Origin of the sequence: Chryseobacterium sp. B21-037, assembly GCF_028570785.1 — a bacterium.
Classification (GTDB): domain Bacteria; phylum Bacteroidota; class Bacteroidia; order Flavobacteriales; family Weeksellaceae; genus Chryseobacterium; species Chryseobacterium proteolyticum.
The window spans coordinates 2,072,290-2,088,672 of the sequence record NZ_JALGCB010000001.1; the positions used below are offsets into that span (position 1 = coordinate 2,072,290).

Sequence of the window (16,383 nt, forward strand, 5' to 3'; positions counted from 1 at the left end):
AAAGATTAAACATTGGTAACTGATCATTATAAAGTACAAAAAAAGCTCCCACAGGAAGCTTAATCAATTATTATATTTATTCTTTCAACCAGACATCATTATATTCTTCCGGATGTCTTTTGAACTGCGCAAAAACATAAGGACATAGAGGAACTATTTTCAAATTATTTTCCCTGGCATAAGAAACAAGTTTCTCCAATAGTATTTTAGCAAAACCTTTTCCTTCATGTTCAGGATCTACCTCTGTATGATAAACGGTTAATTTTTGTCCTATAACTGAGATATCCATTTTTCCTATCTTCTGATCATCAGAAAATAACTGAACTTCTCCCCTGTTGTGTGTATTAATAATTACTTCTGTTCTTTCCATTTCTATATTTTTTATCTGTTTTACTATTTAATAAAGTAAAGATAGAATGATTGTTTGTACTACGTCATATCCTATGATAACTTCTCTGTATTTTATATTTATTGTATTCCAAATGGGTTTACAAAATCAAAAATCCCTTTTAAACCGAAGTTTAAAAGGGATTGGGTTTATCTTCTAATAGAATTTAGAATTAAGGTTATAGTTGTGGAGTATTTGTTACAATCAGTTCCAGATCTCCTTCCTTAATAAGAGTTCCGTTTCCTACACGCATTGAATCCACTTTAAAACTGGAGTAATACACGTTCGGTAACTTAAACCAAAGATAAATATGGGAATCCGCTCCTACATATTGCCCCGCAGTAATCGCGGTACTTGTATCAAGACATAGATAACAGTTTATAAGTTTCGAAACTAAGCTTCTATAGCCTCTGAAAATCTTGTAATAGAATTAATGTTAACAGATAAGTTAGCGTCTGTACTACTTGCAACTACTTCTAGTATATATCCATTCGCTGAAGAGATTGAGGCTGCATCAGCAATAGTATCATAATATAAAGAAAACTCGCCTGAACTTTGTTGTGGAGCAACCGTAATTACTCCCATTAGAGAAAATCCACTCACAGGATTTTTCAGTCTGATTCCAAGGGTAATGTATCTGATAAAGCATTTGTTCTATCAGAAAAACTACCCATAATTCTCCATCTATGATTCTGTCCGGGAATTGGATTTTCTATTAATCTACCGGAATAAGTTGTTGATCCTCCATTTCTTCCCGAATCAAAGATTCCTTTATAATTATTTGGTGTACTATTGGGATATTTTGTGACGGGTGAAGATACAATTGTTGGAGTAGCAATATTAATATTAAGTTGCTTATATGTATTGGCTGTAAAATTAGAAACAGACAATCCTGCATAACTTACTTTTATCTGCCCAGATTCATTTTTTCTGGCGAATGCAACATTCCAGTTGTTAATATTTTGCTGTGAAAAATCATTTGAATCCCAGTCTTTTGTCCATGGTGACCATGTTCCATTATAATAATACCTTCTGTAGGAATCATTGTATATTGAATACGTGATATACTCCTGAACGATATGAGTGCTTGTTGCAAATACTTTTAAAAGTCCAGCGAGCAATACGGGGTGATTATTTTCAGGAGTAGCATTAGCAGTACCTCCTTGTATCCGAAATCCAGTTGTCGTAATAGTATTAAGGTCAACATTACCAACTAATCCTCTGTATATCAACCCCTGTGTGAAAGCATTGTTCCATTGAGAGGAATCTCCGTGATTTAAGGTAGTAATAGTACCTGTATTATTAATCTTAACAACTTCTGTTAAAGACACCGAACTCCCGTTGGTTCCAGAGTTTGTTGCATAATTAAATGAAAAATTCTTATGATTGTTTACTGTAAATCCCCATGATGCTAAACTTCCTCTGGGCTGAATAAAGTTTGTTCCATTGAACTGCAAATTATGTCCCATCCATAAACCATATCCTGGTGTTGCACTTGCTACATTAGTATGAAACAATGCAGATCCAGTAGTCGTCTGGGTACCAAAGTTTAGATTGTAAGCATCAACATATTGTGTGCCAGCTGAACTAAGAATAACCTGACCTGCACTGGTACTATCGCCCTGTGGTCTTAAATATATGTTTCCTGCGGCTGTCTCTCCAGAAAGAATCAAACTATATGTATTGGTTCTCACTTTATTTGTACCTTGCCTTTGAAGAATTAATTCTCCGGTGGTGCTGTTTATGTTTCCACTTAAATCAACATTTCCTCTCGTATATTGATTTCCTACAGTGTCTAGGGCATATCCCGTAGTTGGAACAACAGAAGAACTGGCTCCGACAACGACACGTTGGTCAGAGGTCCATCTGATTGCATTTTTACTGTTATAGGCTGATCCTCCAATATATCCCCAACTCAAATTTACAGCTCCGCTACTTGTAACGGTTCCGTAGTATCCAAATGTATCTATATCTCCGTTAGAACCTATTAGCTTTGTAAAATATCTTGAAAAATTAGAGCTAGTTGTTACACCGGACATATCTCTGGATATTCCGTTTGTATTTGTTTGCCCAAGATTTATGCCGCCCGTCATTGTTCCTCCTGAAAGAGGTAAATAAGGTGCATTATTTGAATCTAGGTGCACATAGCTATCTATAAGGTCTCCAAACTGACTTTCAGTTGGTCTTTTTCCTGACTTAAAATAATTTTTTAATTCTGTGATGGATTTCTTTGCCATGATTTATTTAATTTATTAAATTTTTTAATCTCTCAATTTCTTCATTTTGAGAAATCATATAAAGAGTCAGTTCTTCAATTTTCTGAAGTAATTTCATCTGGAAATCTCCGACTTTAATTCCACTTTCTATAATATTATCTCCAGATGGAATTTCCGGAAGGTGTTTATTTTTTTTTATAAATGATTTCAGCTCATTTAACGTAGGCATTTGATAATCCGGTCTGATGGAAGAAGTATTATCAAAATACTTTTGAAATACATAGTCGGCAGGAACATTGGTATCTACAATTACATCTTCTGCATGTATTTTTCCTTTTACAGTTAGCTTTTGATCCGGATTTTGGGTTCCAATTCCCACATTACCCGCATCTCTGTTTAGCACTAAGGTATTTCCTAAGGGATTAATATGCAATTGAGATCCGGCATGACTCTGAATCCAAGTGTTCTGTGTATTATATCCCATTCTTAAGTTAGGTAATGCGGTATCTCCAATGATAACTGCGCCTGGATCTTGCGGTTCACTAAAGGAACTGATAACCTGTAATCTGGATTGAGGATTCGCGGTTCCTATTCCAAAATTATTGCTATAATAAACATAGTGTTTGTTCTGACCTGCAACAGGCTTGGCATATATTCCTGAAACTTTTGCATTATCTACAACTGCTGTTCCTTGGGATTGCTGCACGATCCTGATACTGTAAGGATTCCCTGTCGCTCTGGTATGATAGATACTTAATTTATATTGATTTAAGGTAGCATCCCAGATAATATCTCCTATATAAATATTGTCAACAATGGGTCCTGAAGCTTCCATAACCCTGGAAACCGATGGATACCAAATATTGTTATCAGGATTTCCCCCGAAAATAATCTGTTTTCGGATTATTCCAATCGTATTTTCATTACTGTACGAGCCTACAATCTGAACTTCAAATTCACCATTGACATAACCATTTCCCAGTAAGATATCAACGGCAAGGTCATTCTGCTGATGAGGAAAAAAAATGAAGAAATCCTTGTATTTGTAATTTTCAGAAGATAATCTCGGATCGTCCAAATGTAAATAACTATCAATGAAATCACTAAATTGACTTTCAGTTGGCCTCTTGCCCGTTTTAAAATAATCCTTTAACTCTTGTATATCTCTTTTTGCCATAATTAGTTTCGTTGTAAAACACCAATTTCTTTTTTTAGAGAAATGATGTATAATGTTAATTTTTCTATTTTCTGAAGTAATTTGAAATCTCCAAGCTGGCTTTCTGTCGACCGCTTTCCAGCTTTAAAATATTCGTTTAAAGCTGCTATTGTTTTTTTTATCATAATTTTTATTTTTTCATGATCAGTTCCTCCTCCCATAAAGTAGGGAGGAACTGATTCATTTTTATTAATTACAATTAAGGGTTAATTTGGACTAACGATAAAAGTTTGCTCTATGATCATTCCATCTGTTCCATCTGAAGAAATCCCTCCAATATCTGTCCAACTTCCAGCATCATAAACAGTTAAAACCTTATCTTCCTTACTTAACATACCTGCCGTATTTTCAGTGATCATTTTAAAATGATGATAAATTGGATTTCCATCCGGATCAGCAATTGAAAGAGGATCTAGGCCAAGTTTTTCTAATCTTAGGAATAAAGTATGATCATTAACATCAAAAACTTCTTTAGGCATCCACATTGGTATGTTGGTGACAGGATCATTTTCAAAAAGATAGAGCTGAACTTTAGAAACATTATCCGCAAGAATATTCATTCTGGCAATTTCTTTCCAATTCCCTTGATTATTCAATTTATAAAGATGGTATTTCCCTTTATAACATTGCTCTTTCCAGTTAAGTATTGCAGACGTAACCTCATTCCCGGTTATCGCATCGGACTCGAATTTTAACTCGGGAGATGAAGGCAGTATATTTTCAGTTATTATTGTTATCATAAGCTTAGATGCTTCCGAAGGTGCATATTCCGTCACAATCACATCAGCAGAGCCATCGTAATTTGCATTAGCATACTCTACTTCAGCTTCTACAGTAACTTTATAATATAACGGATCACCAAAAGGTACCTCCGGCAGATCGGAAAAATCATCTTCCATTGTCCAGATTTCGCTATTTAATACTCCCTCAGCTTCAAGATCAAGTTCCTTTACAAGAGTCATCGTACGTATGGAGGTTGCATCGGCCATATTAAGAGCGCGATAAAGTTTTGCTTTCTTAACATTATGGATTTTGTCATACGGATTAATATTCACCTGCATTTTCGCTGAGCTGCTTAAAATAGTGTTTTCCAATACCGGAATAACACTTTTAATTTCCGGAGTTCTTAATGGGAATGAGTTTACCATCTTTATCGGTCCGATTGCCGGACTCGGCTCACTCTGAACCATTTGTGCATTGGTTTCTCTTACCGAATAAAAATAAACACTCGTCGAAGCTCCATCCAGGGTATAATCTACAAAAAGGGTCTTATGACTAGGAGTTGTTGATAACACTTTCATCATCGGAGCCATATCAAACTCTGGAGATGTAGGGTTAAGGAGCGTACCATTTCTGTCTCTAATGACTTGTGCTTTAGGAATCGGCTGATAGCTTCCACCTTTGATATGTTGGTAAATAACAGGTATTTCCGTTAATGGAACGTAAGTATTCTGAATGGTCTGCTTTACGAAATCATAGAATTTCAGCTGACCATACCTTCCATTAGGATCGGCTGGAATAATAATATGATTCATTGAATTGACCTGTGAAGAAGAAACATCTGGTAAGTTTTCCTGATAATGCTGATTATGTTGGCTGATAAACTCATTGATTCCATCAAAAAGCCTCGGATTATTAGGTATTGGCAAACCGTATCCATTATACGTTTTAAACTGACCAGTTCCTAAATCTATTGTCGAATTGGCTAAATCCGATAATCTTGAATTAAAAAATTCATCTCCGTTCTTCATCCTGATATCTTCTACAGAGTTAAGCTCAGGTACTACCCCATAATCTTCAGTATTTTTATATAAAGATGTTAACAGAATATCATCATTACTTCTTAAAAATGTTACACTGAACGGCCTATGGGCATATTCTGTAGTAAATGCATAGCTTGATCTTCCAAAATAATCCGGCCTTGTTGCATATTGGGCACCTAGTGGCAACTGAGGAACCATTGGGGCTTCTATTTTTCTTCCAAATAACAATGACGGTGTAGATATCCTTGACTGATAGGCATATTGCAGATCAGAGCTTCGCAATCCGAAAATGGAATATTTTTCAAGCGTATCCGCATCTTGTGGAAGAAGATGACCTTCAGTAAGGCGGCACGGAGCATTATAATAAAGGTAAGCTCTATAGCCCGGATAAAAATTAACATCTACAGTTCTGCTCACTGAAGCCTGCAACGGATCTGTTGCAAAAGTTTCATCCTGTGCATATACTTTTAATTCTCCCGTTCCAATATTATCAATCCTAAGAACCTTTAGCGTCTTTCTTTCCCCTCCCGGATCATTATCTCTGGCAATACGAACACTTCCTCTATACCATTGTATACTATCAGCACCTGGAACATTGGAATACTGCAAGTGATTATTTAATGTGAATCCAGGAAATGTAATCTCATACACCCCAGAAAAAACAGGTGTAAATTGATCCGTATATTGCTTAACAGATGCATTTCTGTTGATGCCTCTGAATTTCCTGAAATATGTATTTTCAGTTATATCCGGAGCTTGCCCTGAAGTAATGTTTATCTCTTCTGTATAAATAGGCCAGTTATTCCCTATTTTCACTTTTACCTGATGTGGATTAACAGATCCCCATGTACTTGTGTTCTGCATGTTTTCTACAATCATAAAAGCTTCATCTACAGATGGGGTCACAAAATTCAAAGGATCAAAAGGAGCTGTTGTACTTTGACCAAAAGCATTTCCTACCTGCTTTTTCAGAATATGAAACACAGGATAAGTAGGATTGGATCCTGAAACAATATCATGAATAAAATATTCATCATTTCCTACTTTAAATACTCCTCCTATGTAATTCTGAAATTGCCCGGGAGGAATGGTCGGGGAAAGGGACTGATTAGCACTCGTTAGGGGAAGGTCTTTTGATTGAATAACCGAAACCAAAGGATTTCCGGACAGATCAGAGATCGCATCAATCATCCCGAACACCTGTTTCGGCATTTCTGGCCTGAAGAAAACTTCTATTTCATCTGCAAATAATTCCTCGTTATCAGGAAGCGGATTAAAATCAACCAGCTGCTCACCATTGATTGCTTTTTGATAAGAGACCATATCCTGAGCAGCATCATATTCAAAAGTCAGTCGTACAAGGGTTTTATCGTTTCCTGTGATCTGGGCAAGCAATTCCTGCTCATTCTGAGAGGTCAGCAACAAAGGTTGTTCTTTCTGAATAAGGAATGCATTAACACTTGAAGGAGGCAAAAGTGTATTAGCAGGCTTAATATCTGATTCTATTTCCCAGGTTATGGATGAAACTTGTGATCTGGAGAACCAATTGACTCCATAGGACCCATATACATGTTTTCCTGATTTTGTTTCTTTGTGCAAATAGGCAGGCACACCAAAGTCAGGAATACCGATAGCAACCGTTTCATTTTTAGAATCGTTTCCATTATTGTCTACATTAACGAATCCAGGGTCATGAGGAAGTTCAGGAACTCTCCATTGACTTTCGCTAATATCCCTGTATTCAATACCCACATATACCGGATACGTAAATTTAGACATATCAAATTCTGCATTCGAAAAATAAAACGGACTGTCTTCCGGCTCATCAGGATTGAGTTCTTCAGCTAATAAGCTAATATACCTTCCTGTACCATCATGAGTATAGCCTTCAGCATCAATAATACCTGAAGCTGAACCTCCTACTGTAGGATCTGCAGAAAAAATCCCAGGAACAGGTTCCTTTAGATCAACTGGTAAGCTAGGTCGTTCATCCTCAATGGAAGTTGGTAATGTGATATAGGCATGATGTACTTCTTTTATTCCTTGTCCGTCCTTAAGATCTGCAATAGTAGTATATTGAGCAGCATATATGAATTTCTCCCCTTTATACACCTGATCATTAAGATCGAGACAGCCCAATCCCAACATCCTTGCCACATGATAATCCAATGACGCCATCTGTAGAATGGCTAAATGTGAAACCTCCAAAGGGGTGTTTGGGTCGCTTGAATCATCATTCAGATAATAGGACTCCAGTGCCTGAGGGTTTGCAGGATCATCACTTAATTGTAAATATTGTTTTACAGAATCTTTGATTGTATTCCTAGGATCGGGTAAATTACTCCACTTCTCATGATAGTTTCTTATGTTCACATACTCGCCGTCATTATACCTGGACCATGTTGCATGGACAGGACGGTTGCCAGGATCCGGCTCCAGCCTTCGGTCTATTACCTCACTATCATCCAACGAAAGGCTGTACTTTCCTATTTCCTCCCATTTTGTTCTCAGGGAAACCTGATCATAAAATTCAAAATCAATTCGTTCTATTATACAATTGGCAGGTACAAAACGGATACTACGTCCATTTTCAGCAAATATTTTTTCTGAAAAATCAACAATGTTTTTTCTGAATGTTACATTCTTAGGAAGATTCAGTTTATTGGTTTCTACAGAAAGAACTTCTGTTTTTGAAGAACCATTGGAAGATGGATATAACTGTGATGCAAAAAACAACATTTCTTTACATTCAACCTCTATAACATTACTACCGTAGTGCTCGAAAAAAGCAGCAGGATCTGAAAAAGGATCAATATTAGCGCGTACTTGTTGATACTTGCTGGTGTTTCTGAAATATACATAAAACTTTCTTCCTTCTTTATTTCCATATAACCATAAGGCCTCATTGTCAATTACCGTAGTGGGTTGTTCTTTCAGAAAAAGAGATGTTACTACCGGATAATATGGTGCCCTGAAAATGGAGATAAAATCGTCTGGTTTATTAAAACCTTCAGGAGCATTTTGAAAATGATCTCCTTTTGGAAGGTGTTCAGCAGCTGGGCCTTTTAAGGCCCATCTGAGGTGAATTCCTGCTGTACTGTCATTTCCTAAAGAACCTGCAGACTGAATATAAAGACAATCTGATTGTAAAAATGAATCATTGATAGGAGATGCAGCAATCATGCTTGTATTATTTTTAGTTGATGACATTATTAATTTATTTTGATATTGTATACTATTCTTGAATCCGATATTTCATAGATGGTTCCGTTCCACACCCTGTAAACAAATTGGAAGTTCAATTCTTCTGCAGTAATTGATTTACCTGCATTCATAACTATTGCCTGGGCATAATCTTTGGAATAGATCACCTTATAATTTTGATCTACAGCTGGTTTTCCTCCTCCTGCTGCAATTTTCATTACATCTATCATCCCATATTTATTATTTATACTCCTATTGATATATTCTAAAGGAATTTTAGGATGATTAAACGGTTCAGGATTTCTGATCAGTAGAGCAACTACATTGCCTGTAACAGGATCCACAATTTTATTAAATTCCGTAGTAGGAGCATCTTCTAATGGGGAAATTCCAAATAATCCCTGAAGTATCCTGTCAAAAGGATGCTGGTATTGAAGAGCAATAGCCTCACTCAAAGGATTAGAAACTCCCTGAATAACATTCCATGCTGCTTCAAGTTTGTCTGCTGTAATCGATTTTTCAATTTTATAAACTGCCTGTTTGGTTGCCTCATCTCCATTTTCATCAAAATATGGTATAAAGCAGCTTTGTACCTGCTCATTAAAATCTTTGTAACGGGAAGTCTGGAATACAAACTTGTGAACTTCTTTAGCATATCTAAGCTTAAGATCTTCCGTAATTTGAGAAATATTTACCTGTTGATCTTTCCCCCAATAGAAATTGAGTACCTGTGCAGTATATAATTTCTGAGGCTTAAGTCTCTTAGGAGTTACTATACGATAGAAAGACTTTGGCTTTACCAATGTTACAATTCCTGTACAATTCTCTCCACTATTCAGCATATTAAAATACTGATTCAATACCGGTGGTATGGCCGGATTATCATCTTGTGACCATTCTTCGATAGTTTGTGGTATATCTACCTGTGAAAGCTGAATATTTTGTTCTGTTGTATCTAATCTAGGCGGATTAACAATAGACACCCCTTCTACAGGATCTTTAATGATAATCTTCATGGTTCCTCCAAGCTTTCCTAATCCCTGATAATCTTCCCAACCGTCAAGTAACTTAGATACATAGCTGGAAGTAAAATACATAGAAATTTTAGTCGTTACATCGTCGTAAAACAATGGTTTGGCATTCACAATATTTCCATCCGCGTTAGGATACGATCGCTGATAATCAATATAAGCCCTCAATGACGTATGCGGATATAAATCAGGATGTGGTGTAAGATCGTTTTGAACAACATTGCCGTTAGTGTCTCGAATGATCCCTACGGTATCTTCAAGAATATGACTAGAGTTGGCTACCGGAATATCTCCATAGGTAGAATCTTTATCCAAATGGAAAAATCCAAGTGGACCTCCTGTACGGAATGCATAAGCATAATCAAAAGTCTGCTGTCCTTGCCCGTTATCTACTGTATCTTTTAGTTTAAATCTTACAAAATAAGATGTATCGGGCCTCCAGATAGGCTGAATCGATTTGGTAATCGCATCAACTGCCGCTTGGGTATCCTGTGTGATAGCTCCTTGTGAAGGGATACTGATATTATAAGCATAATCTTCTACAGATAACCATTTTATTTCATGAAATAAGGTAAAACAGCTTTTATTTGCGGAACAGTTTCCGAGATCCGCAAGAGTTGAAATAATTTCTTTACAAGCATTATCGAAAATTACTTTAAAGTGATTATAAGTACCCCAGCCTTCTTTGATAATAGTTTCAAGAGTAGCTATCTGCCTATGTAAAATTTCATATAAATAGTTATACTCAGGATTTTCCTCTATAAACTTGTATAAAGTCTCTAATAGTGGAGAACGGCTTACTGGAGGTTTTGGACTGAACTCTCCAAATTCCTGATAGGAAAGGGAATCACTTAAATTACAAAGCTTTCCATCTTCACAAGGATTCATATTTTTCAACAGGTTATTAATCTGTTTGAATTTCGTTCTCAAATTATTAAAACGTCCAACAATCTCTTCTAAATTATCAGGATTCTGATCAAGATACTCCTTTAAATTCTTTAAATAGTCGTAATACTGCTTTACATAAAGTTCAAATAAACTTGACGGAATACCTGCTGATGCCAGAATGTTGAAAACCTCTTCAAAAATTCCCGCTTCTATATTTTCCCTGATAAGCTGTACATAATTGTATTGTTCTACTCCCGGCGATACCCCTTTGGTATTGAAAGGCAGGAAGAAATTGTTATTGTAATACCTTACCAGATCAGGAAATATTTTACAGACAATTTCATATTTTTCTTGTCTGCTTTCACCACCACATCCCTGAGATTGTAATTCCTGAAGCTGTTTCACCAACTCATTATATAAATCCGGGTTACTCGGTTTCACATCATCAATAATCCCTCCATGAGCTAAGGCATCCTGATATCCCTGATCCATAAGCTGTGCCATCTGTTCTAATATCAGATTAATTGCAACACTATCTGCTACATCAGGAGTAATTACAATTTTAGTAATCCCGTTTTGTAAACCACCTGGTGCTGTTACAGGATTGATAAGTTCATCTCTGTAATAATATTTTTCTGTAATATCATATTGTACAAAGGACTGGCTATCATCGATTATCGGACTATAGAATGCAACAGTTACCCCGGAACTGTACGTACTTAATTTAAGTTCAATATCAGTAGAAGGTGCCGGCAACATGATTGTCAACTTAGAATGGTTTTTAAACTCTAGTGATTGTATGAAACCATAACTATTGATAGCATCAGATACTTTTGCAGAATCTCCCTGCATCGTAATACTTCCATCAGGATTTACCGTGTACTGTACATCTCCTGAAATCTGATATGACGCTCCTTTACTTTGAAAGAAATTATTTGTAGATGCATAATACAGGGTATTCAATGGTTTATCTAAAAAATCTGAAACAGAGTTTTCTACATGCTGTCCCTCGCAGAATAACGTAGATGCATTTACTCCGTATTGCTCAGGTATAAACCATCCAGGATTTCCTTGCTCCGTATAAGTGAAAGGAGTGGTTGCCAACAATCTGATTGCATTATATTGATTATCTTTTTTCTGCCACTGTCCGGCTTTAAGATTATCCAAAAGAGAGTTAGCAGGTTCTATTGCCTTGAAAGGATTATAGTTGATCCATCCGGATCCGTTATGGGCTTTTATTTCAATATTTTCCAGAGTATACTGATGTTTTACCTGTCTTAATTCCAGACCCTTCATTACCTTATCGGGTGGAACAAGATCTACATAATAGTCTGCAGGGTTTGTAAATCCACCAATCACTGCATTTGTAGCCGCAGCCGGCAATAAGCCTTTTGTGGTTTTGATATCAATGTAGGTATCCAGCGGAACTACATTATGAATCGTATTAGGATTAAGATTATCTGCACTGGCGGCATTCACTTGCAACAAATCAAAAGTTTCATTTGTTAGCATACTGATTCCTTTTACAAGTCCTTCCACCTGTTCTGGTACTTCCGTAAATGGATTGACAGGCGTTCTGTCTACATCCTTATTAAATTCCCATTTTAATTCGATCTTCGCTTTGAATTTAAGTTTAAAGAATAAAATTTTCACTTTAAATTCTACTGTAAATGCACCATAAATCATAAATGGCCGTGGAGACTCTACGGCGAGCAAGATAGTTACTGCTGCGTAAATACGAATGATCTTCACATTGATATCAATGGCCAGTCCTGCTTCAAAATAAGCTCCCATCTGAGGCTTTTGGAAACTGATCTTTCCTCCCAGTTCAAGGTAAGCCAATACGAAAATACTTACAGGTCCGAACTTTCTGTCAAACCTGAACTCTCCTCTTGCTCCGGCCTGGATTCCTTTTCCTGAAATCATCAAAAATGCTTTCAATGTAAACAGATCCTTTAATAATTTCGCAGAAATCGGTGCCTGTTGTGTTCCAAAATTAATATACCATGCAGAAGGATTATTAAAGAAGAAACCAGCCTGAATCTCCGCGTAGATTTTAATGATATCCCCTGAACTTTCCGGGAACTTATAATCAGCCCCAAAACCGAATTCCAAAGAATTATCCCCAAAAATAAAGAAGGCAAAGAACGGTGGATCATCTGTGAAGGTTACCCTTTTTGATAAAAGCTTCATTCTTGCATCTACCATCACCATGGAAGGTAAGGATAATAAAAGCATAGCATTTGCTGAAATAATACTTCCGTTCGCTACGGTATCTCCCAGTAGTGCGCCAACTCCAAGAGAAAACGGAAAACTGTAATGTTCCGTCTGATCAGGTCTACTGAATTTATTAACGTTTACACCTCTTTGTGGTGCTGTATAATATTGATACCAAGTGTTTTGAGAAGTCATTCCTATCGCCTCTTTTTCAGCTACATAACGGTATCCTAATAAGCCTCTGAATCCGAAAATAGAAACGGGACCTAATGGAATCGGATTAGGAAGTTCAATATTAGCATCAATAAGGAATCCAGGATATTTAGGAGCTAACCGCATATCTACCCCTCCGGCAATACGTGGATTTTTTACTTTTAAGCTCACTCCCCCTTTATATTCCTGGAACTCTCCCGGTTCAGGAATAGATAACCAGCCTTTAATGGCTACATTCGGATCACTGGAATTTGCAGGAATAACCATATCCACGTAGATCGTCTGAATATGAAGATAAGCATCATGCGATTTTCCGGGACCATCATCTATGGTATAATAATATTTAATCCCATCTCCACGGGCATCAACACCGGCTATACCTATACTTACGCCGCCATCGAAGCCAAAATAGTTATATTTACGGATCATTCCCCCTTTCTCTCTTTCATGCGACCCAAAGTGAATCGCTGTAACAGATACATCAACAGGACCAATCGGGATCTTAATAGGTTTAGGTAATGTCAGATTTCCACCATTTACACGGAAATCAATATGACCATCACTATAGATTCTTAGGGTAGATATACTTAGAGTTTGACCTTTTAATAAATCACCAAGGAAACCTAAAAACTCCACATCCGCAGAAGCGCCAATGAAAAGTTTCCCATCTTCTTTCCCAAGTTCTACAGACTTTAAGTGAAGTTTGAAAACATTGGGTAAAGTTAAAGTAGGATCAAATGGTGGTACTGCCGCAGCAGTTAAAAGAAAGTCTCCGTTTGCATCAATATGCCCCAGAACATCTATTTTAGCCCCATTCCCATTAGAATCCGTGAATCTTGGAATATCCAGTTGGGCCCTGATATTGGAAGAAATCACATCATTTTGTTTGAAAGTAATATCAAAAGAATTAAAACCAATTCTCCAGCTTCCCATATCTGCATACAGATAATCATCACTTGTAGTAGGAGTACCGTTTACAGCTTCCAGGCCAATTGTCCCGGAAATACCTCCTGTTCCAACCAGCATGTTATATCCTGCAATACGTAATGTTGTATTATTAACATTATTAAACCACTTAGAAGGAAGTGTGATGGCTGCATACTGTGCATAAACTCCCATGAAATTCTGAGGTCTTCCATCTAAATCTGCTTCCAGAATATTTTTATTTTTACTCAGATCCAGCTTTGCTTTAACGATATCTATTCCCAATCCTGTGTTTCCGATCTGTGAGGGATGATTTAAGCTAACAGCCATTTCTTCCTGAAAATTAATTCCTCCCTGAGTACTGAAATCCAGGTTTCCTACATCAAATACCAAAATACTTTGTTCCGGTTCTGGGATAGCATTTCCGGAATTATCCACAGGAAGTAAAATATTTCTCGGGAAAGCAAGACCAACTGATAAACCTAAAGAGGCTTCAATTTTTGGAACAATAATTTTTTTGATGTAATCCTGAATACTTTCTCCTGTTACGCTCTGAGCCAGGGTATTTAAGTTATCAGTATAGGTGGAGTTGTTACCGGATAAGATATAAGCCTGATTGATTACCTCCTGAATATCATCTGTAATGAAAGTATTAGCCTCTACTGCCAAGCGTATATCCTCAGCCATGTTTAAAGAATCATCTTCAACAGGATAAGGAATTGAATTACTTCCTGAAAGTCCATAATGCAGGTTGATTTTATCAACAAGATTTTTATAAGCCTGAAGATCCTGATTTCCTTCAAAAACTCCTACTGCAGTCTGCACTAAATCAGAATCACTCAGATTCAGGGTTTGATTAAGGATACTTTGTAATTCGGCCGGTAGATAGGAAAAAGTTTCGAGATTAAAGTTACTGATCAAAGCCAATACAGGCCAGTTATAATTTAAAGTAAGCGGAATCAGGGTTTCACCTGCGCTTCCGGGATTGATCACAATAGAAAAACCTGATCCGAAAAGATCTAATTTCAATTGCTCTCCGGTAACCAGGACAATGTTATAATAGCCCTGGGAACCGTCATTGCTTTGAACATATTGCAGTTCTTTGTAATAAATTTTGTCTAATACATTTTGTAGTCCGTTTTCCAGAAATTGTAGTTCTTCCGGAAAATTGTCAATCGTAACCAATGTACCTATATTGGGGTAAAAGGATTTTGTTGCCATGGTGTTTTGGTATTTGTAAGTTTAAGCGACATGCTTATTTTGTTAGTTTGTTACTTGGTTTGATAAATTCTATACGATCTATTGCATTGTTTTAGTTTGACTGAATATTAAAAAATTAAAAGATTTTTGCCCCTGAAATAAGGCACTGGGAATAATGTACTACTGAAATGAATCAATAATAAATTGTATTCCGGATTTGAAAAAATGAATAAAAGAACTAGAATGAAGAAATGATCGGAATTATTTATGATGAAAAATCTCTATTACTCTGAAGTTTCAATAATTGTCTTATTTCATGACATTATAATACTCTCCACAGAAATCCCATGAATGTAATTCTATCCTATAGTTAGAGAAAAAAGAGTAGACAGAGCTATTCTGTATTTAAGATAAAGTACTTAAATTTTTGATACTATCACTAATCGTCAATAATCAAGTCAGAAATGATATTAATTGATCTTACGGAAGATATCACGTAATTTTTTCGCGGATATCATTTTCGCATTTGAAAAAGGAAGCGTTACAACCTTCTTTCCGATTTCCTGATGAGTATAATTAGCTTGTTCTTCAACCTTTAGAAAGTAGGTACCCGGTACAAAATAAAAATGATCCAGGTAAATGACTTCTCCTTCCGATAAATTACGATTAAAAGAAAAATAAACCGTCATTACTTTGTCATTATGAACTATCTTTAAAATACTTACATCATTGCTATTATTATAATTAGGGTATAAAGGAACGTAAATATATTCTGTTTCTCCCGAATTATGGTTTTTATAATTGTTTATCGTTTGCTTTGTTTTTGCTTGCTCTTCATCATTCGAAAGTTTATATGAATAAGAATAAAATGAATAGTTTTGCTTAACCGATGGCAAATCCGAATTCATATCTGAGATTTTTATCGCATATCTTTGAGGTACAAATTGTGCATGGAGAAAGCTGGTTATAAAAAGTCCTAATGCTATAATGTAATTTTTCATAGTTTATAAATTTGTAATGACCTGTTTTAAAACATCTTTTATTATAGGTACATTTGATCTCTTTCACTTCCGCTAACATCACCTTTATTAAAGCCAACATGAATATGCCCCGTTTTAAGACT

Annotated in this window: 7 protein-coding genes; all 7 read right to left on the bottom strand. The window is 36.2% G+C overall.

The genetic code is table 11. The annotated features are described in order from the left end of the window. Positions 1 to 76: 76 nt before the first annotated feature. Entirely contained in the window at positions 77 to 370 is a 294-nt protein-coding gene (locus tag MTQ00_RS09000; protein ID WP_172279285.1) for a GNAT family N-acetyltransferase, read from the bottom strand. Positions 371 to 999: 629 nt separating this feature from the next. Then, positions 1,000 to 2,625 (bottom strand): pyocin knob domain-containing protein, encoded by a 1,626-nt coding sequence (locus MTQ00_RS09005; RefSeq protein ID WP_273648527.1) that lies wholly within the window; start codon positions 2,623 to 2,625, stop codon positions 1,000 to 1,002. A gap of 7 nt (positions 2,626 to 2,632) precedes the next feature. Continuing rightward, complete coding sequence (locus MTQ00_RS09010) at positions 2,633 to 3,781, bottom strand: hypothetical protein (RefSeq protein ID WP_273648528.1); 1,149 nt, start codon at positions 3,779 to 3,781, stop codon at positions 2,633 to 2,635. Positions 3,782 to 3,783: 2 nt separating this feature from the next. Beyond that, the gene (locus tag MTQ00_RS09015) at positions 3,784 to 3,945 is read right to left on the bottom strand and encodes a hypothetical protein (protein WP_273648529.1); all 162 of its coding nucleotides are present in this window, start codon (positions 3,943 to 3,945) and stop codon (positions 3,784 to 3,786) included. An 81-nt stretch (positions 3,946 to 4,026) separates the two neighbouring features. Beyond that, positions 4,027 to 8,793 carry a hypothetical protein gene (locus tag MTQ00_RS09020; RefSeq protein WP_273648530.1) on the bottom strand — a complete coding sequence of 1,589 codons (4,767 nt, stop codon included), beginning with the start codon at positions 8,791 to 8,793 and terminating at the stop codon, positions 4,027 to 4,029. A gap of 2 nt (positions 8,794 to 8,795) precedes the next feature. Then, positions 8,796 to 15,281, bottom strand: a complete 6,486-nt coding sequence (locus MTQ00_RS09025) for a hypothetical protein (RefSeq protein ID WP_273648531.1) — start codon at positions 15,279 to 15,281, stop codon at positions 8,796 to 8,798. A 449-nt stretch (positions 15,282 to 15,730) separates the two neighbouring features. Continuing rightward, positions 15,731 to 16,261, bottom strand: coding sequence for a hypothetical protein (locus tag MTQ00_RS09030; protein WP_273648532.1), 531 nt, complete (start codon positions 16,259 to 16,261; stop codon positions 15,731 to 15,733). Positions 16,262 to 16,383: the final 122 nt, after the last annotated feature.

Coding starts and splice junctions, on each gene's coding strand:
- MTQ00_RS09015 (WP_273648529.1), bottom strand. CDS start 3,945: ATGATAAAAAAAACAATAGCAGCTTTAAACGAATATTTTAAAGCTGGA.
- MTQ00_RS09000 (WP_172279285.1), bottom strand. CDS start 370: ATGGAAAGAACAGAAGTAATTATTAATACACACAACAGGGGAGAAGTT.
- MTQ00_RS09005 (WP_273648527.1), bottom strand. CDS start 2,625: ATGGCAAAGAAATCCATCACAGAATTAAAAAATTATTTTAAGTCAGGA.
- MTQ00_RS09010 (WP_273648528.1), bottom strand. CDS start 3,781: ATGGCAAAAAGAGATATACAAGAGTTAAAGGATTATTTTAAAACGGGC.
- MTQ00_RS09025 (WP_273648531.1), bottom strand. CDS start 15,281: ATGGCAACAAAATCCTTTTACCCCAATATAGGTACATTGGTTACGATT.
- MTQ00_RS09030 (WP_273648532.1), bottom strand. CDS start 16,261: ATGAAAAATTACATTATAGCATTAGGACTTTTTATAACCAGCTTTCTC.
- MTQ00_RS09020 (WP_273648530.1), bottom strand. CDS start 8,793: ATGTCATCAACTAAAAATAATACAAGCATGATTGCTGCATCTCCTATC.